Raw genomic sequence first — 16,620 nt, forward strand, 5'->3', positions numbered from 1 at the left:
CATATCCGGTTCCCCGGATCCCGGTGCCCCCGGGCTGTGATCGGTTGGTGCCGAATGCCTCCGGCTTGCGTTCTTGCCTGTGTCCCTTACCTGTGGTTTCTTACCTGTGTTCGGTTTCCACCGGTGTCTGTTTCCACCCGTGCGCGTTCCACTCGTGCGCGTTCCCGCCAGTTTCCCCAACGCAGACGCCCCCAACGCAGACGCACCGTGGCGGCGGCGCATCACAACAGCAAATGGTTGGTCTCCAGCTCCGCCAGGACCGTGCGCAGCATGAGGTCGGAATCGGCCAGCCCCAGGTGCTTCTCCTTGCTGCCGTCGTCCAGCGTCCCCCTGCGGCGAGCCCAGTTCTCGAGGGAGGCCGGGCGCGAGTCCAGGGGAAGCGAATCGATGTCGCGGTCGAGCTTCCTGCAGATCTCGCGGGTGTCGATCGGGAGAATCGTGCCGTTCTTGAACCCCTCGGCGTACCCGTCAAGGAAGTACAGGAACCAGGTGTGCTCGAACGCCGCATTATGCGCCATATACGGACCGGCGTTGAGCTGATCGAGAACAAGTGCCTGCAGGTCGGTGTCCTCGCGGAATTCGGGACGCGCCCTGACATCGTCCCACGTGATGTGGTGCACGTCGGCGAACGGAATCGGATGGCTTTCGTACCAATCCGGCAGACCGGAATAGTACGATGCGCCGTCTGTCGGAACCGCACCCTTCCTGAGTTCGACGTTCAGCCACCCCGTGTTGATGATGTAACCGCGCAGCGGGTCTCCGCCCGTCGTCTCGAGGTCGATGCCGGTGACGGTTCCGCGGTATGGCGCCCTGCGGTACTCGGCCTTGACACGAGTGCGGTATTCGCTCTGGGGCTTGCGGTTGACGTGGCGCTCCACATCTTCGAGATCGCGCCCCTGCAGGGCGGCGATGCCGCGCAGAACCGTGCGGTACGGAAGATGGCGCGGCAGACGGTCGACCGGCTCGAGCGTCACTCCCCTGGCCTCGAGCAGGCGCACCATGGCGCGGTTGCGGTCGGCCAGACGGCGCACGATGCTGAAGTCGAAAGGCGGCTCGTTGGCGCGCATCCACACGGCGGTCAGCGACTCGATGGCGGATTCGCTTTCCAGAACCGCCGCCTCGTCCAGCGTCTCCGGATCGATGTCGGCCACCCCTTGGGTTCCGGCATCCACGAGTTCCTCGTCGTCGATATGCGTCACGCCTTCGGAACCGTACGCCTGGTCGGCGCGGGGCGCCCCGGCATGCGCCGTCGCATACTCCCATGCCTGCTCATAGGGCATGAGGGGACGCTCATGCGCCTTCCTTGACGCCGTATGCGCCTCGTTCTTCGGGGCGTCGCTTGCCCCGCCGTTGTTCGCTCCGCGGTTATTCGTCACGCCGTCGTTCATCCCCTGGTTGTCCAGATCCTTGCCTTCCATATCAGGCCTCCTCCCCTTCGGTAGCGTATCCGTCGCCCCGCCCGATGTCATGTCGGTCCGTGTCCTGTTCGCCGCGTATATCGCTGGTGCCGTGGAACAGGTACTCACGGCGGAAAGCCCGCCATTCCTTTTCCACATTCTCAGGCCCCATCCGGTCCGCGCGGATCTCGAGGAACGAGGCATACTTCTTGGTCGCCGCATGCATCCGGCCCCTGTCGTCACGCCATGTGTTGCCCGATTCGTCGGGGGTATCGAATCTCTTCTGGTAGTTGTCGGTCTGTTTCAACGCCCGTTCGATGGCGGACATCAGACGCGGATTCGAGATGATGAACAGGTTGTCGGGCAGCAGTGACGTCAGACCCGTGAACGGATCCGACAGAAGCCGGCGGGTGTCGGCGTAACGGTACATGGAGCTGTCGAAATTCTCCAGGCATGATGAGTAGAGCTTCGTCTGCGTCTGGGACAGATGGACATCCTCCAACAGCCAGCGTTCGAACAACCTCTTCATGTCCGTGGCCGACGGCAACCTGATGCCCGCAGCCTCCTCGATGGGGTTTTCCGACGGCAGCCCAGCGCCGGATGTACGGGACGCCCTTTTCGTGGTGACCGCGAGACGCGAGGGATCGCCGAACGCCTCGGTGCCGCCGTCCTCCATCATGCTCACGATCCTGGGAAAAGCCTGCCGGAACTCCTCGGCCTCCCGCCTGACGTCATTCTCCGAAAGGCGCGACGGGCGCTCCTTCAGGAAGTTCTCGTATTTGTTGAACGCCGAGAACAGACGGCTGTGGTCGTCGGCGAACCCATCCGAACGCCCGCGCGGCCGCTTGGTCTCATAGGAACGCGAGTTGTCAAGCGCCTTGATGGCATAGGCGAAAACCCTGGCATTCCCGATGGCAAAAAGATTAGAAGGGAGCACGGAGAGAATGCCGGCCTCTTTGCTGGCGAAGGAGATATGCGTGCCCACGAAACGGTAGCACCCCGGGTCATAGTTCCTCAGATAGGAGCAGTATGCCGAGACCGTGTTCTTGCGCACGGACCTTCCCCCCAGCCACTCCCGGAAATCACACTCCATGCTCTTGGCATACGCCGCGCCGGACGCAATCTTGCGTCGCGCGGACTGCGGCTGATACAGCACCGGCGCCGTCTGCGTCGACGGCTCCGATGATGCCGCCCGCCCCTTCTGCACTTCCGATGCCGCGTTCACGGTTTCCGAGAGCCTGTTGGTTGCTGCTGTCATCGTAGACTCGCCTCCTTTCCATTTCTCTCCGTGAATCCCCGTGGATCCACCCCGGGCCCCGGCCTTCGGAGCCCTTTCCAATTTCCGTCGATCTGACGTCGACAGACACGATGCCGCGCGATCCCGTCGCACCGCATCGACGCATCCGCCACAGGCCGATGACATTCCGGACCTCCCTGTTCCAGAACAGACGATCGGTTTGCCGACCCGGCCCGATGCCGGGCGATAACCTCACCCATCAGACGCCTGTTGCTTTTGCGTAATTGCAACTATACACTAGCTTCTCCGCAATGGTATTTTGCATCTAAATTCGGAAAAAATACAGCTAATATCGCTGCATTCCCGCCATTTTTTGGCGTGTCGCAAAATTGTGGAAATGCCAAAAGTTTTGCGTAAATGCACATCAACCGCAATTTGCATGCGTTTCGCCGCAATTTCCGCAATTCTGTTCACCGACAATTTACCGTCGTGTCGCAACCGTGTGCGGCCATCGCCATCCCGATATAGAATCGGGAATATGCACGGTGCAAGGGGCACCATGCAGGCGGACGGCCATGCTGGTCGCCCGAAGGGAAGATTCCACACACGGGAAGAAGGAATCACGATGGGAACATCAATAACAACACAGAGTAACGAGGCGACATGCCGCACTCAGACGGCCCGGCGCCCGCACCAGAGAATCCTCGCCGCCCTGCTGGCCGCCGGCCTCTCGCTGACGGGAGCGCTTGGCGCCACGTCGGCACGGGCTTTCGCCGACGGCACGGGAACCGCAGCCGACGCAGACACCACGACGATGTACCGCATGTACAACCCGCATTCGTCGGAGCATTTCTACACCGCCTCCACCACGGAGCGCGACTCGCTGTCCGACAACGGCTGGACATACGAGGGAATCGGCTGGGTGGCGCCGACCACGTCGAGTACACCGGTCTACCGCCTGTACAATCCCAACGCCGGCATCCACCACTACACCACGGACGCGCACGAGAAAGACGTGCTGACGGGCAAGGGCTGGAACGACGAAGGCATCGGGTGGTATTCGGCGAACGAGAACGCCACCCCGGTCTACCGTCAATACAACCCGAATTCCCCCAACGGCCAGCACAACTACACGTGGAACGAGAACGAGAAGAACGCCCTTCTCTCCGCCGGCTGGCAGAACGAGAACATCGCATGGTACGCGGCTTCGACGGGCAGCGACATCTCCGTCGACATCGACGATTACCTGTCCCGCAACGCCTACGGCACCTTGTCGGGCGACGTCACGCTGGTGGGCAGCGGCACCGGCTTCCACGCCAAGCTCGTGATGCATTGCAACCAGCCGAACACCGACACGATTTCCTTCGGCGTGCAGTATGACACGCGCATGGACCCGACCAAGCCGCAGGTGAATCACACGACCTTCCTCATCGAACAGGCCACGCCGAGGTCGGCACAGTACTACTACTTCGACGGTTCCTCCATCGGCATCACGCCCGAAGTCGGCAAAACCTACCATCTGCAGATGACCTGGAGCCAGGACGGCCAGTTGCGGTGCTACGTCAACAACAGGTTCCTGACAAGCATCGGCGTCAGTCTCTCCCCGACGCTGATCTTCCAGGTGGAGGGCAGCGCCCGCCTCAACGGCGACCACGTGGACGCGCAGTTCGACAACCTGGTGGCTGGCAACGGCATCCAGGGCCAGACGCCGGATTCCAAACTCGGCACCTACTCCAACTGGAGCGACCACTTCTCCAACTTCGAAGGCCTGACAATCTCGATGTCGAAGCAGGGAACCGCCGTGGGCGCCGGCCGCTACCGCACGAACGGCGCCACCTCGTACAAGGCCAGCCTGCATGTGGGCGGCACGTCCACATCGCCGGCCGGCGTCGACTGGGATAACTGCGGCGCCATCCAAGGCCACCCGCTGTCCGCACTCGCCATGCTCCCGGCGAACGGCTGATGCCACAAGGGCATACGATGTGACGTCACGATTCGGCATTCACGATTCACCATACGATGTGGCGTCGCACCGATCCGCCGCCCGATGAGGTCGGCGGGACCCTGACGAACGGGGCCGGAGACATACGTCTCCGGCCCCGCATCATTGTCGGCGAGGCGGTTCCGACAGCAGTCATGCATCCGCCCCGCAGGTCAAATCTTCCTCAATCCAGCCGCAGGCGCCTACCGCAGCCTACTGCAAAACTCCTACCGCAGCGCCGCGAGGAACCCTTCCCCGTCCGCACCGGTGAAATCGTGCCCACGTCCCACGCGGATGCCGGCCGCATCGTCGATCGGCGTCTCGCCCACCTGCCAGAAACGGCAGCCCACGGCCTGCGCGAGGGCGTAGTCGCGCGGCGTATCTCCGGCGATCAGCACATCGGCGGGGTCGAAGGCGGCGAGGACGGCGGGCACCCCGTCCAGACGATTGCCCGAATAGCCCTGGCAGAACGCGGCGCCATGCGCGAAACCGTTGAAATACTCGTCGGGCGCGATGCCGGCGGTCGTAAGCTTGACGCTCGCACGCTCCGGCGTGTTGCCGGTGTACAGGCCGTTGATGACCCCGGCGTCCAGCGTGGCCCGCAGCGTGGCGGGCACGCCGGGCACGCAACTGAGCGGATTGCGCGTGTAGTACTCCACGGAAATGCGGTTGAGCGCGCGCATATAGCCGTCGAAATCGTCGCTGTTCTCGAGGGCGAGGTATTCGCGGGCGATCTGTCCGTCCACCTTGCCGCCCTTGGAAATCGTGGCATCGTCGGGCCTGGGGTGACCGAACAGCTCCTCGAAGGCGTTGTCGAAGAGATTGACGCGCTTGTCCGAAAGCAGCAGCGTTTTGTCGATGTCCCAGAGAATGACGCGGACGGGATGGGTGGTCGGGCTGGCGGAGACGGTCATGGCGCTTCCTTCGGTGTGTTTTCGGTGCGGCGGTGTCGGTCGGCAGGGGTCAGCCGGCAGAGGTTTCGGTTGGCCGGGCTTTGTTTCGCGACACTATGCGCCGGCCGCGACACACGACGATGACGCCCCACAACAACGCTTCGCGATTGTGCCGCTGCGCTCGCCTCCAACCCAGCGGGAAACCGTCGACGCCCCTTATGGTCATGTGGACTTTTGCAAAATCCGCAAGAAAAAGCCAACGCCACACCACCTTATAGTCATAATGACCATAACAACTACGGTAGGGCGCAACGCACGAACGGAAGGAGGCACGATGCTTGGATCGGCGAATGTCAGCGAACGCGCCACGGAGCCGCCGGACATCGGCGTATCCGTCGTGATCCTCGCCCTCGGTCGCTCCGGCGCCCAGGGCCCGGACTCCACGAACGCGCCCTCCGCACAGTCCCCCTCCGCACAGGCCGCCTCCGCGCAGCGTCCATCAGCCCTGTCCCCATCAGCCCAGGGCGACCGGTACGCGCGCCCCGCGCTGTGGATTCCGCTCGTCAGGCGCATCCGCCAGCCCTTCCTCGGCCGATGGGCGCTTCCCGGTGGCCATCCGCAGGCGAATATCTCGCTCGAGGACGCCGCCCGCTCCGCACTGGAATCAACCACGCAGCTCACGCCGCGCTACCTGGAGCAGCTCTACACCTTCGGCGACCCGAGCCGTTCGCAGGGCGGGCTGCCCATGGTGTCGATCGTGTACTGGGCGCTGATCGGAGCCACGGAAACCACGGAATTCAAGGAGGGCGACAACGTGCGGTGGTTCCCCACCACAGACCTGCCGCCGCTCGCCTTCGACCACCGTGAGATCATCGACTACGCGCTGACCCGCGTGCGCAACAAGGTGGCCTACACCGACCTCGCCACGCGCATCGTGGGCGACGAATTCACGATGTCGCAGCTGCGCGAGGTGCATGAGGCCATCACGGGCACAAGCCTCGACCCGGCGAATTTCCGCCGCAAGATGCTCGCCTCCGGCCTGCTCGAGCCAACCGGCCGCATGCAGACGACGGGACGCCACCGACCCGCGCGGCTCTACCGGTACGTGGCGCACGAGTCGCCGCACCGCTAGGAACTTCCCACCACCCACCTACAAATCGTCAACCCGACACAAACACACCGAAAGGACCACCATGACATCCGTCGACGCCATCATCGAACGCCTCGGAGCGCACAGCACCTGCGACGCGGGCCTCACCCAGGACCCGTGGAGCATCACGAAGCCCGGCTACGGCCCGGGCGCCTCGGCGCTCGACATGTTCCCGCGCAACGCGCCACGCCAGCAGCCGCTGCCGAAGGAATACACCGACGCCTCGGACGCCGAGCTGCAGGAGCGCATCATCGAGGCCAAGCGCACGCTCGGCAGCAAGCTGCTCATTCTCGGCCACTTCTACCAGCGCGACGAGATCATCGTGCACGCCGACTACGTGGGCGACTCCTTCCAACTCTCGAAGAACGCGGCCACGCGCCCGGAGGCCGACAACATCGTGTTCTGCGGCGTGCATTTCATGGCCGAGACCGCCGACATCCTCTCCACACCCGAGCAGAACGTGATCCTGCCGAATATGTCCGCCGGCTGCTCCATGGCCGACATGGCCAACATCGACCAGGTGACGGACTGCTGGGAGCAGCTGGGCGACATCGTGGGCGGCGGCTCGGACGGCGCGGCCAGCAAGGATGCCGACGGCCTGCAGGAGGTCATCCCCGTCACGTATATGAACTCCTCGGCCGCGCTCAAGGCGTTCTGCGGACGCAACGGCGGCATCGTGTGCACGAGCTCCAATGCGCGGGCCGTGCTCGAGTGGGCCTTCGCGCGCGGCAAGCGCGTGCTGTTCTTCCCCGACCAGCACCTGGGCCGCAACACCGCGCTGGCGATGGGCATGACGCTCGACCAGATGCCGCTGTGGGACCCGTTCGTGGCCGGCGGCGGCGCGAGCCCCGAGGAGTATGCAAACGCGAAGATGATCCTGTGGAAGGGCTTCTGCTCCGTGCACCAGCGCTTCACGGTGGAGCAGATCGAGCGTGCGCGCCGCGCCTACCCGGGCGTCAAGGTGATCGTGCACCCCGAGTGCTCGATGGATGTGGTGAACGCGGCCGACGGCACGGGCTCCACGGCGTATATCGTCAAGGAAATCGAGAATGCCCCGGCCGGCTCCGCCATCGCCGTGGGCACCGAGATCAACCTCGTCAACCGTCTCGCCGCGCAGCACCCCGACAAAACCGTGTTCTGCCTCGACCCGGTGGTGTGCCCGTGCTCCACGATGTACCGCATCCACCCGGCGTACCTGGCGTGGGCGCTCGAGAACCTCGTCAACGGCACCGTGGTGAACAAGATCACGGTCGATCCGCAGACCGCCTCCGACGCGAAGGTGGCGCTGGACCGCATGCTGCGCGTCCACCCGTAGCGCCATAGGTTTCCGGTCCACGATTTCCGGTCCACGATTTTCCCAGCGATTTCCACTATTCCGCAATCTACGATTCCGCAATTTTGCACCAAGGACGTCATGCCATGACAGACACCTCGCAATCCGCACAGTCCACACAGCCGACCGCGCAAAACCAGCCCGCGCAGCCGGCACCAACCCTGCAGCGCGACCCCATCGTCGTAATCGGGGCCGGCATCGCCGGCATCTCCGCCGCCCTCGCCGCGGCCGCCGAACTCGACGCGAGCCACGACCCCGCGCGCCGCATCCAGCCGGTGCTGCTTATCGGCTCCGTGGATGGTTCGAACACATACCACGCGCAGGGCGGCATCGCGGCGGCCGTCTTCCCCGACGACGACCCCGCCCTGCATACGCGCGACACGCTGATCGCCGGCGCGGGCCTGTGCGACCCGGGCGCCGTGTCAATCCTCACCAGCGAGGGGCGCGACCGCGTGAACGAGCTCATCGAGGCAGGGGTGCATTTCGACCGTGACGCCGACGGGAACCTCGTGCGCGGTCTCGAGGGCGCGCACAGCCGCAAGCGCATCCTGCACGCGGGCGGTGACGCGACGGGACGCGTGGTGGAAACCGATATCGCCGCGATGGTGGAGCACACGCCGCGCATCGAGCGACGCGACGGGTACGCGACCCGCCTCGAGCCCCTGGGCGGCGGGCGCTGGCGCGTGACGCTACTCAGACGCGAAAACCGCGAAGGAAACCGCACAGACGGCGATGGCGGCGAAAGCAACCGCGCAGACCGCACCATCGTAGAAACCCTCGACGCCGACCGCGTGATCCTCGCCACCGGCGGCGCGGGCAACATGTACCCGTACACCACGAACCCGCGCGGGGCGAACGCGAACGGCGTGGCCCTCGCGCTGGCCGCGGGCGCGCAGGTGGCGGACCTCGAGTTCTACCAGTTCCATCCCACCGCACTGGCGATGGGCGAGAACTTCCTCATCTCCGAGGCCGTGCGCGGAGAGGGCGCGCATCTGGTGAACGAGGCGGGCGAGCGCTATATGCCATCCATCGACGAGCGCGCCGAGCTCGCGCCGCGCGACATCGTGGCGCGCGAGAACTTCAAGCAGATGATGCGTCAGGACGGCCGTCCCGTGTTCCTCGACCTGCGCCCGGTCGGCCAGCGCCACCCCGGCACGCCGCTGGCCGATTTCCTCGCGCGCCGCTTCCCCACCATCGACGCGTATGTGCGCGGCATGGGCATCGACTGGAGCCAGACCCCCATCCCCGTGACGCCCGCGGCGCATTACTACATGGGCGGCGTGCGCACGGACATGGAGGGACGCACCTCACTGCCGGGACTGTACGCGGCCGGCGAATGCGCGCGCACCGGCGTGCAGGGCGCGAACCGCCTTGCGTCGAATTCGCTGCTCGAAGGCCTGGTGTTCGGCCACAGGGCCGGCATCGCGGCGGTGCGCGACGCCGACGGCACGCCGTGGCAGCCGCGTCCGCTCGACCCGGCCGAGGGCGCCACGACGGCATCCGACGAGGTCCGCGCCATCTGCGGCGGGCTGGCGACGGTGTTCGGCGGCGGCGCGGCGGTCGATGGCGGCGTTGACGGCATGAATGGAGTCACACTCCACGATTCCATTGTCGATGCTACGTCGCGGCTCGAGAACATCATGTGGACGCATGTCGGCGTCCTGCGCACCGCGAACGACCTCGAGGCCGCGCTGCCGCAGATCAGCGCCATCGCCGACGAAGCGGCGCGATGGATCGACGCGCCGAGCCATCGTGTTTCCGCCAACGGTACCAACGGCACCGACGCCCCCGGCTACGCCGACCTCACAGCGGCCTACGACTGCCGCAGCCTCGCCGTGACAGCCTACGCCGCCACGCTGGCGGCGCTGGCACGTACCGAATCGCGCGGCGCCCACGCCCGCACCGACTTCCCCGCCGCCGATCCCTCGCAGGCCCGCTCCCGCGCCTGGACGCTGTAGCGAAGACGGAACGCAAACGCAGCGGAACGGAAACGCAGCGGAACGGAAACGCAGCGGAACCACAGAAAGGACATCATGCTCACCGATTCGATCATCGATCGCGCCGTGCGCGCGGCTCTTGACGAGGACTGCCCGTGGGGCGACGTCACCGTCGAGACCACGATTCCCGCAGACGCCACGGGCGTCGCTCGCCTTGTGCCACGCCAGCCCGGCGTCTTGAGCGGCGGGCGCGTGTTCGCCGCCGCCTTCCGCCTCCAGGACCCGCGCCTCGAGGTCAGCCTCGAGCGTCCCGACGGCTCCGCCTTCGAACCCGGCGACGTCCTCGCCACGGTGCGTGGCCCGGTGCGCGGCATCCTCACCGCGGAGCGCGTAGCGCTGAATTTCACGCAACATATGAGCGGCATCGCCACCATGACGCGCGCTTTCGTCGACGCCGCGACCGCCGCCTGCGCGCCCGGCGCCGCCCCGCGCATCGTGGATACCCGCAAAACCCTGCCCGGCCTGCGCGCCTTCGAGAAATACGCCGTGACCTGCGGCGGCGGGCACAACCACCGCTTCGGCCTGTCCGACGCCGTCATGGTCAAGGACAACCATCTCGCGGCCCTGCGCGAGGCCGGGCTCGACACGGTGGCGGCGCTGCGTGCCATCCGAGGCCGCATCGGCCACACCACCACCATCGAGGTGGAGGTGGATTCCCCGAAGCAGATTCCGCTGGCGCTCGACGGAGGCGCGGATATCATCATGCTCGACAACTTCTCGCTGGACGACACGCGCCGCGGCGTGGAGCTTATCGCGCATCGCACCGTCGTGGAGGCCTCGGGCACGATGACGCTCGACCGCATTCCCGGCGTGGCCGCCACCGGCGTCGATGTGATCTCCGTGGGGGCGCTGACACATTCCGTCAAGGCCGTCGACCTCGGGCTCGACTGGGAGTGACGCGGTGAGCCGCATGAGCGAAACGGAAACATCGTCAGCCACCGCCGCCCCCACCGACCTGTATCTCGACACCGCGGCGTCGGAGGCCGTCAGCCGCGCGGCAATCGAAGCCATGCTGCCCTTCCTCACCGAGGCCTACGGCAATCCTTCGAGCGTGCATGCCGAGGGTGCCACGGCCGCGCGGGCGCTGGAAGCGGCGCGAGCGTCCTTCGCCGCCGACCTCGGGGCGCATCCGGGCGACGTGGTGTTCACGTCCGGCGGCACGGAATCCGATAACCTCGCCATCAAGGGCGTTGCCCTGGCGCAGGTGAGGCGCGAGAATGCGGCGCGCGACGCAGCGGCCGCAGGTGTCGGGAGTACCTCGGCAGCCTCCGCTTGCGCAAACCCGGAGCACACCGCACATCCGCGGCGCATCCTCATAAGCGCTGTCGAGCATCCGGCGGTGGCCGAATCGGCGCAGTGGCTGCATGATTTCTTTGGTTTCGACGTGGTGCGCATCCCCGTGGACGCGCAGGCGCATCTCGACCTTGCGGCGCTGGAACGCGAGGCGCAACGCGGAGCGAGCCTCGCCTGCGTCATGATGGCGAATAACGAGGTCGGCACCGTGGAGCCGGTGGCGCAGGCCGTGCGCATCTGCCACGGGGCGGGCGTGCCGGTGCATGTGGACGCGGTGCAGGCCGCGGGCACGATTCCCGTGGATTTCCGCGGCTTGGACGCCGATACGATGGCCGTGTCAGGCCACAAGTTCGGCGCACCCAAGGGTCTCGGGGCGCTGCTCGTGCGCGGGCGCACGCCGATCGAGCCGCTGATCAGCGGCGGCGGGCAGGAGCGCGGGCTGCGCTCGGGGACGCAGAACGTGGCCGGCGCCGTGGCGCTGGCAGTGGCGCTTCATGAGGCATGCGAGACAATGGAGCGCAACTCCACGGCGCTGGCGGCCTCCCGTGACGCGTTGGTGCGCGCGGTGCTCGAAGCGGTGCCGACGGCGCGTGTGACCGGAGATCCGGTGCATCGTCTGCCGGGGCATGCGTCGTTCGTGTTCCCAGGGGTCACCGGCGAGGCGCTGCTCGTGGACCTCGACGCGCGCGGCATCGAGGTGTCGTCGGGATCGGCGTGCGCCGTGGGCCGCCACGAGGCGCCTGGCACGCTGCTGGCGATGGGTTTGAGCGAGGTTGAGGCGAAGGCGGCCATACGATTCTCCTTCCGCGCTCCCCTGGCCGACGCCGACATCCGGCGCATCGCCGCCGCTCTGCGCGCCTCCCTCATCGCCCTCCACGTCCCCGGCATCGAGTGAGGGGGGAATCTCCTCACGAACAGTGGTACGGTTTGCGGACAAAATCCGGCTCCAGCAGCCCAAAAATCGTCGAAAACGTCCGAAAGTCGTACCACTGTTAGGAACTTCTCGCCACCGATCCCTCCTGTGTTCCGTATTTCTACAACACTTGCCTTCGCTGGTCGCCACAGTGCCAGCGAGAGGCACCGTTGAGCAGCCCGCCGTTGAAAACACTGGGCTCTCCCCGCAACAGTCGCCCTCGCTGGTCAACGCAGTGCCAGCGAGAGGCACCGTTGGATAGCCCGCCGTTGAAAACACTGGGCTTCCCCCGCAACAGTGCCCTTCACTGGTTGCCACAGTGCCAGTGAGAGGCACTGTTGAGCGGGCGATGATCCGATGGACGAGGAATCGGTCCGGGGCCGCACCCCCCCACTCAGGAACCCCAGCCACTTAGGAACTCCCCCCACCCCGCACTACCACTGTCAGGAGCGGGAGGCGAGGCGCCATGCGCGGGGCACGGTGACGAGGAATCCCGCGAGGCCGGCGATCCAGAACGGGTATTGCACCGCCATGGCCAGGCGCATCGCGTGCGGCGTGTACAGTGCGGGCGTCGTGGCACCCTGCGCATCGAGAAGCACGCCGATCAGGGCGAGCACGATGGCCGAGACGATGAAGCCGGCCGTGTTCGAGAACCCGGTGGCCGTGCCCATGACCTGGGGCGCATTGGTCTCGCGCGCATAGTCGAGCGCCATGTTGGCGCAGGGCGCGCCGGTCGCCAGCACGGCGAAAAACGCCACGAGAAACCACACGGGCATCGGCCCGGGCGCGCACAGCACGATGGTCCAGACCACCATCTGCGCCGTCACCGAGAGCACGATGGCGCCCGCCCGGCCGCGCACGGGATGCACGCTGGTGAAACGCCCCAGCGTCAGCGCCCACACCACGTTCATGACCATCGCGAAGGTCAGGAGCCCGCTTGCGGTGCCGTAGTCCACGCCTTCCACGGTTTCGAGGAACGGCACTCCCCACAGCAGGTACAGGGCGTTGGCCGAGAACCACGTGCACCCGTGTACGCAGAAGGCGCACCATGTGCCGGCGGAACGCAGTACCTGCGCCACACCCCGGCGCATACCCGACCACAGCGATGCACGCGCGGGTGCGGTATCCAATGCACCGGACGCACCCGCGCCTCGCGCAGGCGTCCAGTACGGTTCGTCGCGCACGCCGAGCCGAACCATCGCCGCTATGAGCACGCCGATGCCGCTGAGCGAGAGGAACGCCGCGCGCCACCCTGCCACATGCAGCAGCCCAGCGAAGGGATAGACCGAGATGATCTGCCCCACTCCCCCGATCTGCCCTGTCAGCTGGTTGATCAACGGCAGCCTGCGCACCGGAAACCATGATGCCGCGAGCCTGACCACGGGGATGAAAATCAGCGAATCGCCCAGACCGACGATGGCGCGTCCGGTGACGGCCGCCGCGATGCCCGGCGCGAAAGCGAGCATGCCCTGGCCGAGCGCAAGACTCAGGCAGCCGGCCGCAATGAGTTTTCGAGCGCCGAAGCGGTCGAGCAACGCGCCGGCGGGAATCTGCATGACGGCGTAGACGCACAGCTGCAGGTAGACGAATGATGACAGCGCGGCGCTCGAGGCGTTCAGATGCACCGCGGCATCGGTGGCGATGGCGCTGAACGACGACCTGCATGTGACGGCGAAAATATACCCCGCCATGCCCAGGCCCCACATGCAGTACGCCGCACGGAGGTGTTTCCGCGCCCCGCCCCGTATAGCCTCGTCCGATGTTGCCTCGCCCGATCTCAGCTCGCCCGATGTCACACCGCTCCGTGTCACACCGCCCCGTGTCGTCTCCCCGCTCATCGGTCGAACAACCCGCGCTCGCAGATGTGCCGGACGGCTTCCAGAAGCCGATCGGCGTCGGAATCGTCGAAAACAAGCGGCGGGCGCACCTTGAGCACGGCGTCGCCGGGGCCTGCCGAGGAGATCAGCACATGCTCGTCGTCGCGCAAGGCGTTGACGATGGCGCGCGCGGCGGCGCCGTCCGGCTGCGCAGCGCCACCATCATCCGCACCGTCGGTGACATCGATGCCGAGGAACAGGCCGGCATGCCGTAGGCCGCCGAAACGTTCATGGCCTTCGAGGATCTCACTCAAATCCCTGGCGAGCCGGTCACCCATGTCCCGCGCATGCGCCACGAGGCCGAGCCGTTCGATCTCGTCCAGCACCGCACCCGCCGCGCGCATGGACACCGGATTGCCACCGAAGGTGTTGAAATACCGGGTGCATGCGGCGAAGGCGTCTCCGATGGGATGCCTGTAGGCCACGCCACCCACCGGAATGCCGTTGCCCATGGGCTTGCCCATCGTCACGATATCCGCCTCGGCGCCATGCCGCTGGAAGCCCCACATCACGCCGCCCATGCGTCCGAAGCCCGCCTGCACCTCGTCGCTGATGAGCAGCCCGCCGCGCGCATGCACGGCGTCGGCGAGGCGCGCGATCCATCCGCGGGCGCCGGGAAGGATGCCATCCGAAGACATCACCTCGTCGATGAGCACGCAGGAGACCCCGTATCCGCCGTGTTCGAGCGCATCGAATGCCTGATTGAAACGCGGTCCGAGCACCGCCCACACGGCATCGGAGGCGGCTGCGCCATCCGCCCCATCGCCCGTCCCATCGCCCAATCCATCGGCATCATGCAGCGCATCGTCCACGCGCACTGTGGCCAAGAACGGCGCCAGCGGCAGCCCGGTGCCGAAGCTTGGAGAGACGCTGGACACCAGCGACGTGATGCCGTGGTACGCGCCTTGCGTCACCACCACACCCATATGGCCCGTCGCCACGCGTGCCATGCGCAGCGCGAGGTCGTTCGATTCGGATCCCGAATTCGTGAACGCCACATGGTCGATGGCGCCAGGGAAGGTGGCCAGAAGCCTTTCGGCATAGTCGAGCACCTCGTCCTGCAGATACCGCGAATGCGTGTTCTGCCGCCCCAGCTGGTCCGCCACCGCCTGGCGCACATGCGGGTTGGAATGTCCCACGCACGCCACGTTGTTGTAGCAGTCCAGATAGTCCGCGCCATCCGCGCCGCGCAGATGCACGCCCGACCCCGAGATCACATGCAGCGGCCTGTTATAGAACAGCGGCCCCATCGTGCCGAGAACCTTCTGACGCCGTCGTACCACTGCCGCCTCGTCGGCGTCGAGGCCCTCGAGACCGTGCGAGAAGTCGAATCCGTTCGCCACGCTTTTGCGCCCCTGTGCGTTCTTCATTGTGCGTCCTTCCTTTCCGCGTGTTTCCTGCCTGTGTTCCTGTTTGCGATGCCCTTCGACGCCCTACGCCCATGCGGCGTCCGACTGCAGCATGCGCACGATTTCGTCGTCGGTCCACCGTTCGAGCATCTCCAGCTGACGGAACCGGCGCGAGGCGCTTGTCAGGTAATGCCCTGGCCGGGCGCCGGAGAAGCGCTCGACCATGATCGGCAGCAGGATGGCCAGGGCTATGCGCGCCTTGAAGATGGCGGGCAGCAGCTCCACAAGCGCCGGGTCGAAGCCGCGGCGCTGCCGAAGGTAGGCGGCGAGCGCGCGCCGGCAGACGTCGAAGGCATGGTTGCCATTGCTGAAATCGATGAGGTATGTCAGGCATGTGCCAAGGTCTGCGACATCGGACATGGCGTGCATGTCGCCGAAGTCGATGACGCCCCGGATGCTTGTGGAGCGCGGCCCATGCACGATGATGTTGCCCGGATGGAAATCGCCATGACAGTACTGCGCGGGCAGTGCGCCTAGGATGGTGCGGATGTCGGCGTAGCCGGCTGCGGCGCATTCGACGAGGTTCCGCTGGCGCGGCGTGTTGAGCAGGTCCGAGAGGTCGTCCACAAGGTCGGTCACGAGGTCGACGTCCCATAGGATGCGCCCGCGTGCGTCCGTAAACCCGATGTCGTCGCCCGACAGCGGAGCGAGCGCTTCCTGCACCTGGGCGAGGCGGATGCCGATGTCGTCGACGAGCCGCGGCTCGTACGGCATGGGCAGGCGGGCGAGCACGATTCCGTCGACGTATGTGGTGACGCTTGCCGCGCACACGGGGGCAGATCCGCCTTCGTCATCGCTGTCATCGCCGTCTTCGCCGCCGAATATCGTGACGAGACGCCCGTCGAGGGCCGGCACGATGCGCATGGCGGGGATGGCATCGGAACTGTTTTCCACAAGCCGCAGCGCCCGCGCGCGCATCTCGACGGCGGCGTATTCCTCGGCCGGGTTCTCGATCTTGAGCACCCAACGCGTGCCTCCCGTCGCGCCGGCGACGGCGAATGTGTCGTCGCGCTCCGTCACGATGCGGCGCACGGTGACGCCTTCCATGCCGTAGACCTTGGCGAGGAAGCGTTCGGCCTGCGCCTCGCTCACACGATGCACGGGCTGTGCCAGCGCCCTGTATCCTTCGAAATCATGCAT

At 66.2% G+C, this 16,620-nt stretch carries 11 protein-coding genes and 1 pseudogene; 6 read left to right on the plus strand and 6 right to left on the minus strand.

Annotated elements, in window-relative coordinates; genetic code table 11:
- Positions 1-221: 221 nt before the first annotated feature.
- Positions 222-1,418, minus strand: a complete 1,197-nt coding sequence (locus PSRA_RS05245) for a 3'-5' exonuclease (RefSeq protein WP_094660850.1) — start codon at positions 1,416-1,418, stop codon at positions 222-224.
- A gap of 1 nt (position 1,419) precedes the next feature.
- A complete protein-coding gene (locus PSRA_RS05250; protein ID WP_094660851.1) occupies positions 1,420-2,655 on the minus strand; it encodes a hypothetical protein in 1,236 nt (411 codons plus the stop codon).
- A 604-nt stretch (positions 2,656-3,259) separates the two neighbouring features.
- On the opposite strand from PSRA_RS05250, the gene PSRA_RS05255 reads away from it, so the two are divergent.
- Positions 3,260-4,597, plus strand: coding sequence for a hypothetical protein (locus PSRA_RS05255; RefSeq protein WP_094660852.1), 1,338 nt, complete (start codon positions 3,260-3,262; stop codon positions 4,595-4,597).
- Positions 4,598-4,842: 245 nt separating this feature from the next.
- Here the strand turns inward: PSRA_RS05255 and PSRA_RS05260 are convergent, their stop codons facing one another.
- Complete coding sequence (locus tag PSRA_RS05260; protein ID WP_094660853.1) at positions 4,843-5,529, minus strand: HAD family hydrolase; 687 nt, start codon at positions 5,527-5,529, stop codon at positions 4,843-4,845.
- 313 nt (positions 5,530-5,842) lie between these two features.
- Here PSRA_RS05260 and PSRA_RS05265 point away from each other — a divergent pair.
- From PSRA_RS05265 to PSRA_RS05285, 5 genes and pseudogenes are all read left to right on the plus strand, one after another.
- Positions 5,843-6,616, plus strand: a pseudogene (locus tag PSRA_RS05265) (NUDIX hydrolase); the annotation flags it as partial.
- A gap of 85 nt (positions 6,617-6,701) precedes the next feature.
- A complete protein-coding gene (gene nadA / locus PSRA_RS05270; protein WP_094660855.1) occupies positions 6,702-7,973 on the plus strand; it encodes a quinolinate synthase NadA in 1,272 nt (423 codons plus the stop codon).
- Positions 7,974-8,152: 179 nt separating this feature from the next.
- The gene (locus PSRA_RS05275; protein ID WP_420820559.1) at positions 8,153-9,949 is read left to right on the plus strand and encodes an L-aspartate oxidase; all 1,797 of its coding nucleotides are present in this window, start codon (positions 8,153-8,155) and stop codon (positions 9,947-9,949) included.
- Positions 9,950-10,024: 75 nt separating this feature from the next.
- A complete protein-coding gene (gene nadC, locus PSRA_RS05280) occupies positions 10,025-10,885 on the plus strand; it encodes a carboxylating nicotinate-nucleotide diphosphorylase (RefSeq protein WP_094660857.1) in 861 nt (286 codons plus the stop codon).
- Between the two features lie 13 nt (positions 10,886-10,898).
- Complete coding sequence (locus PSRA_RS05285; protein ID WP_094660858.1) at positions 10,899-12,176, plus strand: cysteine desulfurase family protein; 1,278 nt, start codon at positions 10,899-10,901, stop codon at positions 12,174-12,176.
- Between the two features lie 461 nt (positions 12,177-12,637).
- On the opposite strand, the gene PSRA_RS05290 is transcribed toward PSRA_RS05285, so the two are convergent.
- The 3 genes from PSRA_RS05290 to PSRA_RS05300 all read right to left on the minus strand — a co-directional run bounded on the left by PSRA_RS05290 (position 12,638) and on the right by PSRA_RS05300 (position 16,620).
- Positions 12,638-13,885 carry an MFS transporter gene (locus PSRA_RS05290; protein ID WP_158216330.1) on the minus strand — a complete coding sequence of 416 codons (1,248 nt, stop codon included), beginning with the start codon at positions 13,883-13,885 and terminating at the stop codon, positions 12,638-12,640.
- Positions 13,886-14,028: 143 nt separating this feature from the next.
- Positions 14,029-15,441 (minus strand): aspartate aminotransferase family protein, encoded by a 1,413-nt coding sequence (locus tag PSRA_RS05295; protein WP_094660860.1) that lies wholly within the window; start codon positions 15,439-15,441, stop codon positions 14,029-14,031.
- Between the two features lie 63 nt (positions 15,442-15,504).
- Entirely contained in the window at positions 15,505-16,620 is a 1,116-nt protein-coding gene (locus PSRA_RS05300) for a phosphotransferase enzyme family protein (RefSeq protein ID WP_158216331.1), read from the minus strand.

It is taken from the genome of Pseudoscardovia radai, from assembly GCF_002259605.1.
Lineage (GTDB): Bacteria > Actinomycetota > Actinomycetes > Actinomycetales > Bifidobacteriaceae > Pseudoscardovia > Pseudoscardovia radai.